The sequence below is a fragment of the Pseudomonas sp. 2995-3 genome (genome assembly GCF_002742565.1).
Taxonomy (GTDB): domain Bacteria; phylum Pseudomonadota; class Gammaproteobacteria; order Pseudomonadales; family Pseudomonadaceae; genus Aquipseudomonas; species Aquipseudomonas edaphica.
Genome location: NZ_LJSB01000054.1, coordinates 169,442 through 183,472, shown reverse-complemented (window position 1 = coordinate 183,472; position 14,031 = coordinate 169,442). Strand labels below are relative to the sequence as shown.

At 60.1% G+C, this 14,031-nt stretch carries 14 protein-coding genes; 3 read left to right on the top strand and 11 right to left on the bottom strand.

Annotated elements, in window-relative coordinates; translation table 11 throughout:
- Positions 1-80: 80 nt before the first annotated feature.
- The 4 genes from AOA62_RS02680 to AOA62_RS02665 all read right to left on the bottom strand — a co-directional run bounded on the left by AOA62_RS02680 (position 81) and on the right by AOA62_RS02665 (position 3,194).
- Positions 81-437 (bottom strand): lysozyme inhibitor LprI family protein, encoded by a 357-nt coding sequence (locus AOA62_RS02680; protein ID WP_099547753.1) that lies wholly within the window; start codon positions 435-437, stop codon positions 81-83.
- Between the two features lie 13 nt (positions 438-450).
- Complete coding sequence (locus tag AOA62_RS02675; protein WP_099547752.1) at positions 451-1,635, bottom strand: sugar transporter; 1,185 nt, start codon at positions 1,633-1,635, stop codon at positions 451-453.
- A 111-nt stretch (positions 1,636-1,746) separates the two neighbouring features.
- Positions 1,747-2,109, bottom strand: a complete 363-nt coding sequence (locus AOA62_RS02670) for a hypothetical protein (RefSeq protein ID WP_017137735.1) — start codon at positions 2,107-2,109, stop codon at positions 1,747-1,749.
- A gap of 86 nt (positions 2,110-2,195) precedes the next feature.
- A complete protein-coding gene (locus AOA62_RS02665) occupies positions 2,196-3,194 on the bottom strand; it encodes a bile acid:sodium symporter family protein (protein ID WP_099547751.1) in 999 nt (332 codons plus the stop codon).
- An 85-nt stretch (positions 3,195-3,279) separates the two neighbouring features.
- Here AOA62_RS02665 and AOA62_RS02660 point away from each other — a divergent pair, with 85 nt between their 5' ends.
- Entirely contained in the window at positions 3,280-4,068 is a 789-nt protein-coding gene (locus tag AOA62_RS02660) for a helix-turn-helix domain-containing protein (RefSeq protein WP_017137733.1), read from the top strand.
- 127 nt (positions 4,069-4,195) lie between these two features.
- Here the strand turns inward: AOA62_RS02660 and AOA62_RS02655 are convergent, their stop codons facing one another.
- Positions 4,196-5,209 carry an ABC transporter substrate-binding protein gene (locus tag AOA62_RS02655; protein ID WP_099547750.1) on the bottom strand — a complete coding sequence of 338 codons (1,014 nt, stop codon included), beginning with the start codon at positions 5,207-5,209 and terminating at the stop codon, positions 4,196-4,198.
- Between the two features lie 165 nt (positions 5,210-5,374).
- Here AOA62_RS02655 and AOA62_RS02650 point away from each other — a divergent pair, with 165 nt between their 5' ends.
- The gene (locus tag AOA62_RS02650) at positions 5,375-5,803 is read left to right on the top strand and encodes a hypothetical protein (protein WP_099547749.1); all 429 of its coding nucleotides are present in this window, start codon (positions 5,375-5,377) and stop codon (positions 5,801-5,803) included.
- A gap of 134 nt (positions 5,804-5,937) precedes the next feature.
- Here AOA62_RS02650 and AOA62_RS02645 read toward each other — a convergent pair whose 3' ends face one another.
- Genes AOA62_RS02645 through AOA62_RS02620 form a run of 6 tightly spaced genes read right to left on the bottom strand, consistent with a single transcriptional unit; the run spans position 5,938 to position 11,862 of the window.
- Positions 5,938-7,680 (bottom strand): ABC transporter substrate-binding protein, encoded by a 1,743-nt coding sequence (locus AOA62_RS02645; protein ID WP_017137730.1) that lies wholly within the window; start codon positions 7,678-7,680, stop codon positions 5,938-5,940.
- Positions 7,681-7,712: 32 nt separating this feature from the next.
- Entirely contained in the window at positions 7,713-7,985 is a 273-nt protein-coding gene (locus AOA62_RS02640; RefSeq protein WP_026013758.1) for a DUF2160 domain-containing protein, read from the bottom strand.
- Positions 7,986-7,996: 11 nt separating this feature from the next.
- Positions 7,997-8,797: a carbohydrate ABC transporter permease gene (locus AOA62_RS02635; RefSeq protein ID WP_003174634.1), complete on the bottom strand. Its 801-nt coding sequence runs from the start codon at positions 8,795-8,797 to the stop codon at positions 7,997-7,999.
- Between the two features lie 10 nt (positions 8,798-8,807).
- Complete coding sequence (locus tag AOA62_RS02630; RefSeq protein WP_017137728.1) at positions 8,808-9,674, bottom strand: carbohydrate ABC transporter permease; 867 nt, start codon at positions 9,672-9,674, stop codon at positions 8,808-8,810.
- Positions 9,671-10,768 carry an ABC transporter ATP-binding protein gene (locus AOA62_RS02625; protein WP_099547748.1) on the bottom strand — a complete coding sequence of 366 codons (1,098 nt, stop codon included), beginning with the start codon at positions 10,766-10,768 and terminating at the stop codon, positions 9,671-9,673. Before AOA62_RS02625 ends, AOA62_RS02630 begins: the two co-directional genes overlap by 4 nt.
- Positions 10,768-11,862: an ABC transporter ATP-binding protein gene (locus tag AOA62_RS02620; RefSeq protein ID WP_017137726.1), complete on the bottom strand. Its 1,095-nt coding sequence runs from the start codon at positions 11,860-11,862 to the stop codon at positions 10,768-10,770. Before AOA62_RS02620 ends, AOA62_RS02625 begins: the two co-directional genes overlap by 1 nt.
- A gap of 351 nt (positions 11,863-12,213) precedes the next feature.
- Here AOA62_RS02620 and AOA62_RS02615 point away from each other — a divergent pair, with 351 nt between their 5' ends.
- The gene (locus AOA62_RS02615; RefSeq protein WP_017137725.1) at positions 12,214-14,031 is read left to right on the top strand and encodes a sigma-54-dependent Fis family transcriptional regulator; all 1,818 of its coding nucleotides are present in this window, start codon (positions 12,214-12,216) and stop codon (positions 14,029-14,031) included.

The following is a 14,031-nucleotide window of genomic DNA, read 5'->3' as shown; positions in this document are numbered from 1 at the left end:
CAAGCCAGCTCCCACAGAAAAGCCTGCTCGCCACAACAAGCCAGCTCCCACAGGTTGCTTTTTTGCCTAGGATTGCTGGCTCAAAACGGCCCTTTCGTCATCACCCACTCATCAATGAACCCGCGCAACAGGCCAATCCGCTGCGTATAAGCAGTGCTCAGGCAACTCACTTTCGCCCCGCAGGCATGCCGCTGTTTGAGCCATTCGGCCTGCCCGTCCATCAATGACCCGCGCCCGCCCATGGCCATGAAGTGCTTGTTCAGGTCGTAGAGCAACGCCATGGTCACGTCCTGGTCGTTGAGGCTGACGTTCTTGCAAATCGCAATTTCGTCAGGCGCTTTGGCCTTGTCACAGTCGAAGCTGGCGGCAACGCTCGAAGGGCTGAGCAACAGCGCAGACACGCTGGCAAGCATCGCGAAAACAGCAGGTTTGATCATCAATCGTTACTCCTCAGCTACGCACCACACCCGTCCCAAACTTGCGAATCGCCAGGCAATACCCGATCAACGCCACCGCTGCCAACGCCCCGCCCGCCACGCCGATCCAGGCGAAGCCGAAGTGGCTGCCGACCCAGCTGCCCATCAGGGCGCCGCCGCCGATGCCGATGTTGTAGATGCCGGAGAACATTGCCATGGCTACGTCGGTGGCGTCCGGTGCCAGCACCAGCACCTTCGATTGCATCGCCAGGCCGAAGCCCATGATGGCCATGCCCCAGAAAATGCTCAGTATCACCAGGTACGACTCGGCGCCGCTCAAGGGCAGCATCAGGGTCAAGCAGGCCGCGAGCAGGAACACTGCGCTGACCACGAAGATATGCGGGTTGAAACGGTGTACCAGGCTGAACAGCAGCGAGCCGATGATGCCCGCGCCGCCGAACACCAGCAAAATCAGGGTTACGGCGCCACCACCCAAACCGGCCACGCCTTCGACGAAGGGTTCGATGTAGCTGTAGGCGGTGAATTGCGCGGTAACGGTCATGGCGGTGAGTACGTAAAGTGCCACCAGTGCCGGGCGTTTGAACAGCAACGGCAGGCTGCGCAGCGAGCCGGAGTTCTGGCTCGGCAGCGGCGGCAAGGTGCGCGCCAGCCAGAACACCAGCGCGCCAGCGAACGCGGCGATCACCAGGAAGGTGGTGCGCCAGCCCATGGCTTCGCCGAGCAGGCGGCCCAGCGGAATACCCAACACCATCGCCAGGGACGTGCCAGTGGCCAATAACCCAAGGGCTTGCACCTGCTTGCCTTCCGGCGCCAGGCGCACGGCCAGGGACGCGGTAATTGACCAGAACAGCGCGTGGGACAACGCAATGCCGATGCGACTGACCATCAGCAGGCCAAAACTGTTGGCGACGCTGGAGAGGATATGGCTGGCGATAAACAGGCCGAACAGCACGATCAGCAATTTTCGCCGCTCGACGTTGCGCGTCAGCAGCATCACCGGCAACGAGGTCAGCGAAACGATCCAGGCATAGATGGTGAGCATCAAGCCGACGCTGGCGATGGGCATGTCGAAGCTCGCACCGATGGCGCTGAGCAGCCCCACGGGCACGAATTCGGTGGTATTGAACACAAAGGCGGCCAGCGCCAAGGCGATGACCGGTTGCCAATTGGCTTGGGGCGTTGCGGCTGAAATGCTCATTGGCGGGCGAGATACTCTGGCGATGATCCAACGGCCGCGCAGAACAGCGCCGCCGCCGGGCATTCTATAGGTTTCTTGGCCCGCTGTTGACGCGGATCGTCGCCCGAAGGCTTAGGGCGAGGTCATGGTAATCACGTAGTTGCCCGACTGGATCGCCTTGCCAGCGGCATCCACCAGCAAGTAACTCTGGTTGTAATAACGCCCATCGCCGCTGTCTGCCACCAGCTTTACATGGGCGGCGTTGACGCTGGCCACTGGCGCAATATTGCGCACCTCGAAGCGACTGCCGCGATTGGAACTGGCGCACCCGGTCAACTCCATCACCGCGCCACTGCGCGCATTTGTCGCACAGCCAGGTTCGACGATGGCGCCGCGAAATTGAATGGTGCCCTGCCCTATGGTCTGCGCGGCACCACAGGCTCCCGCCCATAGGCAAAACAGGCCGGTTAATACCGAAATACCTTTAACGTTCATGCCGACACTCCTTATTGGGCTCTCAATAAGGAAGTCGTCTGCTCGGGCGTTAACTTGAGGTCAATCTTCCCAAGGTGTGCGCTGGATCACGGATCGACCTGGCCCATCATCTCGGGGATGCTTTCCGGGCGCTTGGCATAACGCTGCGCCAACGCCGCACAGACCATCAACTGGATCTGGTGAAACAGCATCAACGGCAAAATCAGCACGCCCATGGTCGCCCCGGCGAACAGCACCTGGGCCATCGGTACACCGGTGGCCAGGCTTTTCTTCGAGCCACAGAACAAGATGGTGATGCGGTCTTCCTGGTTAAACCCAAATGCCTTGCCCAGCACGGCGGAGGCCACCAGCACCAAGCCCAGCAACACGCAGCAGGCGACGACCAGACCGCCCAGCTCCCACAACGGGATCTGGTGCCAGATGCCTTCGTTGACCGCTTCGCTGAAGGCGCCATACACCACCAGCAGAATCGAGCCCTGGTCGACGAACTTCAGCCAGGACTTGTTACGCCCCACCCACTCGCCAATCCAGCGCCGGGCGATCTGCCCGGCCACAAAAGGCAGCAACAGCTGCACGCTGATTTTCAGGATGGCGTCGACCGTGGAGCCGCCATCGCCGTGTACGTTAAGCAGCAAGGTCACCAGCAACGGCGTCAGGAAGATGCCGAACAGGCTGGAGGCCGCCGCGCTGCAGATGGCTGCCGGGATGTTGCCGCGGGCCAGCGAGGTGAAGGCAATCGCCGACTGCACCGTGGCCGGCAGCGCACACAGATACAGCATGCCCATGTACAGGTCGTTGCCGATCAGCGGCGACAGCAGCGGCTTGAGCGCCAGGCCCAGCAACGGGAACAGCACAAAGGTCAGGCTGAACACCAGCAAATGCAGGCGCCAGTGCCCGGCACCGGCAACGATGGCCTGGCGCGACAGCTTGGCGCCGTGCAGGAAAAACAGCAGCGCGATGGCCAGGTTAGTCACCCAGCCGAAGGCCACGGCGGTCTGGCCGCTGGCCGGCAGCAGTGACGCAAGGATCACCGTGGCGATCAGGGTCAGGGTGAAGTTGTCAGGTAGAAAACGCGGGCGGGTCATAAGCAAATCTTCCAGGGGTTGCCAAGAGCATCGCTGCGACTCTAACTTAACGGCCTGTTACCGACTAACGCCAATGAGCCAGTAAATGCCGCCTAAAGGACATGACAAGACGGTTAGGCGCAGTGTGCCCGGGCTTTCCAGCCTGCCACGCCCGGTGTATGGCCGCACCGAATCGCTGCCCAACCGCGCGCTGACCCGCCGGCACAGCCACCCGTGGGTGCAGTTGTCGTATGCGATTTCGGGGGTGCTGGAGATCCAGACCAGTGTCGGCCGTTTCGTCGCCCCGCCCCAGCGCGCCGTGTGGATTCCGGCGGGCGTGCCACACAGGGTGTTCAGTTCACCGCACACGGAAATGCGCAGCCTGTACCTCGATTGCAGCGTTACCGCCTGGGCGGCCGAGCGTTGCCAGGTGCTGGAGGTGAGCAGTTTGTTGCGCGAGTTGATCCGCAGTTTCAGCGAGTTGCCGGTGGAGTATGCCGAGGACGGCCCGGACGGGCGGCTGGCCCAGGTGGTGCTCGACCAACTGGCGGCCGCGCCCCAGGTGGATTTGATGCTGCCGTTGCCCCATGACCCACGGCTGCGGCAGATTTACCGCAGCCTGAACCTGCACCCGGAGCAGCAGACCACCCTGGGTGACTGGAGCCACAAGCTTGGGGTCAGTGAAAAGACCCTGAGCCGGTTGTTTTTGAGTGATACAGGCCTGACCTTTCGCGCCTGGCGTCAGCGCCTGCGCTTGCTCAGCGCCCTGCCCGCGCTGGAGCAAGGCGAGCGGGTGACGGATGTGGCGCTGGGGTGTGGGTATGAGTCGACGTCGGCGTTTATCAATGCGTTTCGGCAGCAGTTTGAGTCTACGCCGGGCGAATTCTTCCGCTGACACATAGACAACAACGATCCACTGTGGGAGCTGGCTTGCCTGCGATGCAGGCACCTCGGTGTGTCAGGTACACCGAGTTGATGCTATCGCAGGCAAGCCAGCTCCCACATTGGCTCCCAATTACAAATCAGCTGCCATCACCACCATGGGCTTCTTCAAAGAAGTAATCCTTCCAGCTCGCCGCCTTGTTCTTCAGCACGCCCAATTCCTGCAGCTTTTGGGCATAGATAAACGTACGCTGCGGCACGATGGTGAAGTCGATTTCCGGGTCCTGGACGATTTTCTCCACCAGGTCCAGCGGCAGCTTGGATTCCTCTACGCGAATATACGTCTTGGCGGCCGCAGGTTTATCGGCCTTGATGATCTTCTCGGCCTCCGCCAGCGCGTCATAAAACGCCTTGTAGGTCCTGGGGTTGTCATGGTGAAATTTCTGCGTGGTGTAGAGCACGTTGAACGACGCCTGCCCGCCAAGAATGTCGTAGGAACTGAGCACCTTGTGCACGTTAGGGTTCAACAACTCCTGATACTGAAACGGCGGGCTGGAGAAGTGTGAATTGATCTCCGAACCACCGGCAATCAACGCCGCCGTGGCATCCGGGTGGGCCAGGCTGATGGAGATGTCGTCGAACTTCTTGAAATTGGCATCGCCGAACAGCTTGGCCGTCTCGATCTGCAAGGTGCGCGACTGGAAACCCACGCCGGCGGCCGGCACAGCGATGCGGTCTTTCTCGGTAAAGTCCTGCAGGGTCTTCACGTTGGGGTTATTGGTCAGCAGGTAATTGGGCATCGAACCCAGGGAGGCGATGGCCTTGACGTTCTGCTTGCCCTTGGTGCGGTCCCACAGGGTGAGCATCGGCGGCACACCCGCCGAGACCACATCCAGGGCGCCGGCCAGCAGCGATTCATTCATGGCGGTGGCGCCGGAAATGCTGTTCCATTCCACCTTGATATCCAGGCCCTGCTCCTTGCCATGTTTTTCGATCAGGTGCTGGTCGCGCACCACGTCGAGGATCAGGTAACCGATACCGAATTGCTGTGCAATGCTGATCTTGCCTTCGGCCTGGGCGCCGGGGCTGAGCAAGGCGCTCGCGGCCGCCAGGGACGCGGCCAACAGGGTCAGGGAGGAACGCTTGAAAGTCATGGGAATCTGCCGCGTTTTCGAGAAGGTGATAGAGCCTAGCGACGAATTTTAAGACTGGAAAAGAATATCGGGATCTATTGTTATGCTAATCATCCCCAAAATGCCGTGTGGCTGTTATTGTGCCGCGCTTTGAAATACACCTGCCAACCTGCGAGGAAATGGACGTTGAACACTGACGATAAAATGACTGGGGATCTGTTCGAGGTCGATAAGCGCCTGTCACTCAAGCCCGTGGTGGACTTCAACGCTTACCTGCGCAGCGCATTCGGCGATGGCCCATGCACCTGCGTGCGCTGCAGCGCCGCCAACGGTAACGAAACCGGCTACGCGTTCCAACACACCTTCAACTTCGACGGCAAACCCACGCACCGCCGCTTTGCCTCCACGGCGGGCAGCGATGTGTTGATGGTGTTGAAGAAGGCGTGGCTGTCATACACCAAGGCCGAGCTGCCGCTCAGTGGCGTATTGGTGCTGGAGACGGTGAAGGAGTTTGTCGAGCCGCAACTTCACAAGCGCTTGGCGCCGCTGTTTTTGGCCAGTGAGCTGGTCAAGGATGTGGATGGGCAGTTGCAGGTTCAGCCGCAGGCCGCCTGACCTAGTGTTTACCTGCCCTTGTGGCGAGGGAGCTTGCTCCCGCTGGGCTGCGCAGCGGCCCCAAAAATGGGCCTGCTACGCAGGCCAGCGGGAGCAAGCTCCCTCGCCACAGGTACAGTGTTTCGGCCTATGGGTTATTTACGCGCCGCCTCCCACTGCTTCAACAGATCACCATAAGCCACGGTCTCCCCTTTGGGCTTCTCATTCGCCAGCTTGGGCTTCGGCGCGCCCGGCTGGTCAAACCAGTACTGCGCATCCCGCTCCGGGTTCATTTTTGGGCCGCACACCGGCTGCACCTTGGAACGCTCCAGGCGCGTCATGATCGCGTCCTGTTCCTTGGCCAGGTTATCCAGCGCCTGTTGCGGGGTTTTCTCGCCACTGGCCGCTGCGGCGATGTTGCTCCACCACAACTGCGCCAGGCGTGGGTAGTCGGGCACGTTGGTGCCGGTCGGCGTCCACTCCACCCGCGCCGGGCTGCGGTAGAACTCCACCAGCCCGCCGAGTTTCGGCGCCATGTCGGTCATGGCCTGGGAGTTGATGTCGGACTCACGAATCGGCGTCAGGCCAACGATGGTTTTCTTCAGTGACACGGTTTTCGAGGTCACGAACTGCGCGTAAAGCCACGCCGCGAGTTTTTGCTTCTCGGGCGTGGACTTCAGGAAGGTCCAGGAACCCACGTCCTGATAGCCCTTTTTCATGCCCTTTTCCCAATACGGCCCGACCGGCGACGGCGCCATGCGCCATTTCGGCGTGCCGTCGGCGTTCACCACCGGCAGGCCCGGCTTGGTCATGTCGGCCGTAAACGCGGTGTACCAGAAGATCTGCTGGGCGATATTGCCCTGGGACGGCACCGGCCCGGATTCGGAGAAGGTCATGCCCGCCGCTTCCGGAGGCGCGTAGGCTTTCATCCAGTCCACGTACTTTTGCGTGGCAAACACCGCGGCCGGGCCATTGGTGTCGCCGCCACGGGTCACGCTGGAGCCTACCGGGTGGCAGTCCTCCACGCGAATGCCCCACTCGTCCACCGGCAAGCCGTTAGGCAGCCCCTTGTCGCCGCCGCCGGCCATGGAGAACCAGGCATCGGTGAAGCGCCAGCCCAGCGATGGGTCTTTTTTGCCGTAGTCCATGTGCCCATAGATACGTTTGCCGTCGATTTCCTTGACGTCTTCGCTGAAGAACTTGGCGATGTCTTCATAGGCCGACCAGTTCACCGGCACACCCAGCTCGTAGCCGTATTTTTCCTTGAACTTGGCTTTGAGGTCCGCGCGCTCAAACCAATCGGCGCGGAACCAGTAGAGGTTGGCGAACTGCTGGTCGGGCAACTGGTAGATCTTGCCGTCTGGCGCGGTGGTGAACGAGATGCCGATAAAGTCCTTGATATCCAGGGTCGGCGAGGTGAAGGCCTTGCCTTCGTTGGCCATCAGGTCGGTGATGGATTCGGTCTTGCCATAGCGAAAGTGCGTACCGATCAAGTCGGAATCGTTCACCCAGCCGTCATAGATATTCTTGTCGGACTGCATCTGGGTTTGCAGCTTCTCCACCACGTCGCCTTCCTGCAGCAGGTCGTGGGTCAGCTTGATGCCGGTGATTTCGCTGAAGGCCTTGGCCAGTACCTTGGATTCGTACTCGTGGGTGGTGAGGGTTTCCGACACCACGTTGATCTTCATCCCACGGAACGGTTCCGACGCCTTGATAAACCACTTCAACTCTTCGAGCTGCTGGGCTTCGGTAAGGGTGGACGGTTTAAACTCGCTGCCGATCCATTTTTTCGCGGCATCTTCGTACGCATCGGCCCAGGCCGTGGCGCTCAAACCGCTCAAGGCCAGTACGGCGGCCAATGAAATGCTATGTCGCAGCTTATTGTTTTTATTCAACATAGAGACCTCCTGGTGGTTTATTCATAAGGGCACTAGCCCCAACGCATCACACTCAACAGCCATACCAGGGATAGCGCAGACGCCACCCAGATGCTCCAGTCGGTAACGCCGATCACCAGCAAATGCAGGTAGGCGCTGCCGAGAAGACCGATAAACAAACGATCACCACGGGTGGTGCTGATCGGCAACAAACCGCGCCGAGGAATACTCGGCGAACGCAGTTCCCAGGTGGTCATGCCTGCCAGCAGCAGGCCAATCGTCACAAAGAACAGTGCGGTGGGGGTGGTCCAGGCCATCCATTCCATCATCGAATCCTCTAGACCCGGCCCAGGGCAAAGCCCTTGGCCACGTGGTTGCGAACAAACCAGATCACCAGCATGCCCGGCAGAATGGTCAACACCCCCGCCGCTGCCAGCACGCCCCAATCAATGCCGGAAGCCGAGACCGTGCGCGTCATCACCGCCGCGATGGGCTTGGCGTTAACCGAGGTCAAGGTGCGCGCCAGCAGCAGTTCGACCCAGGAAAACATGAAGCAGAAAAATGCCGTCACACCGATACCGGAGCCAATCAACGGGATAAAAATCTTCACGAAAAACTTGGGAAAACTGTAGCCGTCGATGTAGGCGGTTTCGTCGATTTCCTTGGGCACGCCGGACATGAAGCCTTCCAGGATCCACACCGCCAACGGCACGTTGAACAGGCAATGCGCCAGCGCCACGGCGATGTGCGTATCGAACAGCCCGATGGACGAATACAGCTGGAAAAACGGCAGCAAAAACACCGCCGGCGGCGCCATACGGTTGGTCAGCAGCCAGAAGAACAGGTGCTTGTCGCCCAAGAACCGATAGCGCGAAAACGCATAGGCCGCCGGCAGCGCCACGCTCAGGGAGATCACCGTGTTCAGGCTCACGTAGTACAGCGAGTTGAGGTAGCCGGTGTACCAGCTCGGGTCAGTGAAGATCACCTTGTAGTTGGCCAGGGTAAAGTCCTGCGGAAACAGGGTCAGCCCGCCGAGGATTTCGGTGTTGCTCTTGAATGACATGTTCAGCAGCCAGTAGATCGGCACCAGCAGAAACAGGATGTAGATCAGCAGCGGAATAACCTTGCGCTTGCTCATGTTGGCGGCCTCAGCGGTTGGCGTCGGAGTGGGTCATGGCGGTGTAGAACAGCCAGGACACCAACAGGATGATCAGGAAATACACCAGGGAAAACGCCGCCGCCGGGCCCAGGTCGAATTGGCCTACGGCCATTTGGGTCAAGGTCTGACTGAGGAACGTGGTGGCGTTACCCGGCCCGCCGCCCGTCAGCACGAAAGGCTCGGTGTAAATCATGAAGCTGTCCATAAAGCGCAACATCACCGCGATCAGCAGCACGCTTTTCATCTTTGGCAATTGGATATGTCGGAACACCGCCCAAGCGGATGCGCGATCAATCCGCGCTGCCTGGTAGTACACGTCCGGAATCGCACGCAGCCCCGAGTAACACAGCAGCGCCACCAGCGAAGTCCAGTGCCACACATCCATCACCAGCACCGTCACCCAGGCGTCCATGGTGTTGGCCGCATAGTTGTAGTTGATGCCCATGGCGTTGAGCGTCGAACCCAACAAGCCAATGTCGGCGCGGCCAAAAATCTGCCAGATGGTGCCGACCACGTTCCACGGGATCAGCAGCGGAATCGCCAGGATGATCAACACCAGTGACGACCAGCGGCCCTTGGTCGGCATGGTCAGGGCGATGGCGATGCCCAGCGGGATTTCGATCAGCAGCACGCAGGCCGAGTAGATGAACTGGCGCAGCAAGGAGTCATGCAGGCGCGGGTCGAGCAGCACCTGTTTGTACCAGTCGGCACCGACAAAGTAGCGGCTGGACTGGTCGAAAATGTCCTGCACCGAATAGTTGACCACGGTCATCATCGGGATCACCGCGCTGAACGCAACCAGCAGGAACACCGGCAACACCAGCCACCAGGCCTTGTTGTTCTGCACCTTGTTCATGGCTGCACCTCCAGCAGGTAATCGTCGGCATACACCATCAACCACTGCGCGGGAAAACTGATCGAGGCTTTGCCTTCGGGCACCGGTTTGTCTTCGGCCAGGCGTACTTTCAACGGCGCGCCGTCGAGGTTGAGGGTCATGATCTTGTAGGTGCCAAGGTCTTCCACATGCACGACGTCGGCCTGCAGCGCGTCAGGGTTGTACTCGTCCCACACGTGGATAAATTCCGGGCGGATACCCACCTGCAGCTTTTTGTAGTCCGCCTCGCGCAGGCGCTGTTGCAACGCCTCGGATAACGGCAGCAACGTACTGGCAAAGCGCACGCCACCGGCTTCGGCCTGCACCTCGATCAGATTCATCCCAGGGCTGCCAATGAAATAGCCGACAAAGGTGTGGCTCGGCCGCTCGAACAACTCACGCGGCGTGCCGAACTGCACGATCTGCCCGCCATACATCACCGCGATTTTGTCAGCGAAGGTCGACGCCTCAAGCTGGTCGTGGGTGACGTAGACCATGGTGATATTGAATTGCTCATGAATCTGCTTGAGCTTGCGGCGCAGTTTCCATTTGAGGTGCGGGTCGATCACCGTCAGCGGTTCGTCGAACAGGATCGCCGACACGTCATCGCGCACCAGGCCACGGCCCATGGAAACTTTTTGCTTTTCATCGGCGGTGAGGTTGCGGGCTTTTTTGCTCAGCAGGGCTTGCAGGTCGAGGACTTCGGCAATTTCCTGCACCTTGCTGTGGATTTTCGCCTCAGCCATGCCCTGGTTTCGCAGGGGAAACGCCAGGTTGTCGAACACCGTCATGGTGTCGTACACCACCGGGAACTGGAACACCTGGGCAATATTGCGTTTCTCCGGGGTCAGCTCGTTGACCACTTTAGCGTCAAACAGCACCTGGCCTTCGGACGGGCTGAGCAAGCCGGAGATGATGTTGAGCAATGTCGACTTGCCGCAGCCCGATGGCCCGAGCAAGGCGTAGGCACCGCCCTGCTCCCACACATGGTTCATGGCCCGAATGGCGTAGTCCTCAGGCCCATTGGGTGTAGGGCTGTAGCTGTGCGCGAGGTTCTGCAAATGGATCTCGGCCATCAGGCAACCCTCGCGACGCGGCGCCCGGGGGCCTGGACCAAACGGCCCTGGCCATCGAACACAAAGAGTTTATGGGTGGGGATATACACGCGGATCGGCGCGTCGACGTCGTACTCATGCACCCCCGGTAAATGCAGCACCAACAGGAAATGCTCGCTGCGCACGTGCAGGAAGGTTTCCGAACCGCTGATCTCGGCCACCTCTACGGTCACCGCCAGTTCCAGGTCATCGTCGTTGCTCGGCACCAGGCTGATATGGCTGGGGCGCACGCCAAACCGGAACTCGCCTTCGCCGATGGGACGCAGATCCACGTTCAACGGGAAGTGCACGACATTGGCAAAACTCACTTCATTGCCGCTGATACGCCCCGGCATCAGGTTGATCGGCGGCTCGGAAAACAGCTCGGCGGCCAGCACCGTCTGGGGCTGGTGATACACCTCGGCGGCCCTGCCGCTCTGGATCACCCGGCCTTCGTGCAGGATGGTGGTGGTGCCACCCAGGGCCAGGGCTTCATTGGGTTCGGTGGTGGCGTAGATGGCAATGGTGTGGCGCGCCTTGAACAGTTCGCGCATTTCCTGACGCAGCTCTTCGCGCAGTTTGTAGTCCAGGTTCACCAACGGCTCATCGAACAGGATCAGCTCAGCGTCTTTGACCAAGGCGCGGGCCATGGCCGTGCGTTGCTGCTGGCCACCGGACAGCTCCAATGGGTGGCGCTGCAGGAACTTCTCGATGCGCAGCATCTGCGCGGTTTCCAGCACTTTGCTGTGGATCAGTTCGTTGGACACACCGGCCTGGCGCAACGGCGAGGCGATGTTTTCGAACACGGTCATGGTCGGGTAATTGATGAACTGCTGGTAGACCATCGACACGTTGCGCAGGCGCACCGGCTTGTGGGTGACGTCTACGCCGTTCATCAGGATGCGGCCGCTGTCGGGCTTGTCCAGCCCGGCCATCAGGCGCATCAGGCTGGTCTTGCCGGACAGCGTGCGGCCGAGCAATACGTTGAAAGAACCGGCTTCGAAACGCAGGTTGGCGTCGTCGATCCAGGTCTGGCCTTCGACAACGCGGGAGACATGTTCCAGGGTCAATGACATGACACGCCCTTTTTATTATTGGAATGATTCTGGCCATTCGTAAGAGCGAGTTTCGTGCCAGAAGTGGCAGGTGGTTGATCTGTAAGGAAATGGGTTGAACAGGATGTTCAGGCATGAACACAAATGAACAACCAGCGCTGAACAACTGAACATTAAGCGGGTTGACATTGAACAGTTCTGAACAACAATCGATGGGCGCCACAGATTTAATGTGGGAGCTGGCTTGCCTGCGATAGCGATGGTCCAGCTTGCCAATTCGGTGGCTGACAAACCGCCATCGCAGGCAAGCCAGCTCCCACAGTTGGACGGCGTAAGGCTTGATAACAATAAAAATAAAAAAAGGTCGCCCCCATGGCCGAACCCCTCGCACACGACACCCTTATCCAGGAATCCTGGCGCCGTTGCCGCGCCTTTGGACTGGACCACCAGAGCACCCCCAGCTTTGATCAACTGCCCGCCGAAGGCATCAGCCAGTTGCTCGAAAGCCAGCATTCCCTGGTGCAGACCACCCATCAGGAAGTGCTGCCCTACTACGAAAACATCCTCAGCAATTCCAACTGCCTGATCATGCTGGCCGACAACCAGGGCCAGGTGCTGACCTCGTGGGGCACCCAGCGTTTTATCGAGCCGAAGCTGGCGCGCGGCTTCAGTGCCGGTGCCAGTTGGAGGGAGCGCTCAAGCGGCACCAATGCCATCGGCACTGCGCTGGCCTGTGCCCAGGCGGTGCATATCGAGCACGATGAACACTTTCTCAAGGCCAACCGCTTCATGACCGGCTCCGCGGCGCCGATTTTCGATGCCCAGCGTGAAATCATCGCGGTGCTGGATGTGTCCAGCGACAGCTACCTGCCGCCCTCCCACACTTTGGGCATGGTCAAGATGATGAGCCAGACCGTCGAGAACCGGCTGATCCTCAACCTGTTTCGCGGCGAGCATTTCCAACTGACCTTCAACACCGGCCTGAACAACCTCGACAGCCAGTGGGCGGGCCTGATCATCTTTGATGACAGCGGCCAGGTGCTGTCGGCCAACCGCCGCGCCGACAACTTGCTGGGCATCAGTTTGTCGCGGGTGCTGATCGACAGTTTGTTTAAAGTCTCGCTGCTGGAATTGTTGAATCAACCCGAGGGCTTGCCGTTCTCGTTACAGGCCGCGGGCCGCAATCGGTTCCAGTGTTTATTGAAGCGGCCGCAGAAGATGCCGGTGCAGGCGCGGGTCTTTGCTGAGCCCAAGCCCACAAAACCTGCGCCGATGGGCATCCAGACCCTGCATTTTGGCGATGTGCGCGTAGAAAAGGCCGTGCGCCAGGCTGAGCGTTTGTTGGAAAAAGACATTCCGTTGTTGATACACGGCGAGACCGGCGTTGGCAAAGAGGTGTTCGTCAAAGCCCTGCACCAGGCCAGTTCGCGCAGCAAACAGGCGTTCATTGCGGTGAACTGTGCAGCGATCCCCGCCGAACTGGTCGAGTCCGAGCTGTTTGGCTATGAAAAAGGCGCCTTTACCGGTGCCAACCAGAAAGGCAGCATCGGCCTGATCCGCAAGGCGGACAAGGGCACGCTGTTTCTGGATGAAATTGGCGACATGCCCTTGCCGACCCAGGCCCGCTTGCTGCGGGTGCTACAGGAGCGCTGCGTGCAGCCGGTAGGCAGCAGCGAGCTGTTCCCGGTGGACTTGCGCATTATCTCGGCCACCAACCGTGTGCTGCGCGACTGGGTGCAGGCCGGGCGCTTTCGTGAGGATTTGTACTACCGCATCGGTGGCCTGACCCTGGAACTGCCGCCCCTGCGCGAACGCACCGACAAGCAGGCACTGTTCCAGCAGCTGTGGCAGCAGCACCGTGAACCGACCCAATGGGCCGGGCTGAGTGCCGAAGTGCTGGCGTTGTTCGAGCAACACCCGTGGCCGGGCAATCTGCGCCAGGTCAGCAGCGTGTTGCAGGTGGCGCTGGCGATGGCCGAGGAGCAGCCGGTGCGACCGGAGCATCTGCCGGATGATTTCTTTGTCGACCTGAACGTGACCGCGCCCTTGCCCACCCAGCCAAGCCTGGAAGACAACAGCGACCTGAGCCAACGCTTGAAAGCAGCGGGCGGCAACATCTCCCACCTGGCGCGGGAACTGGGCGTAAGCCGCAACACCCTGTACAAGCGCCTGCGCCAGCACGAAGGCTGA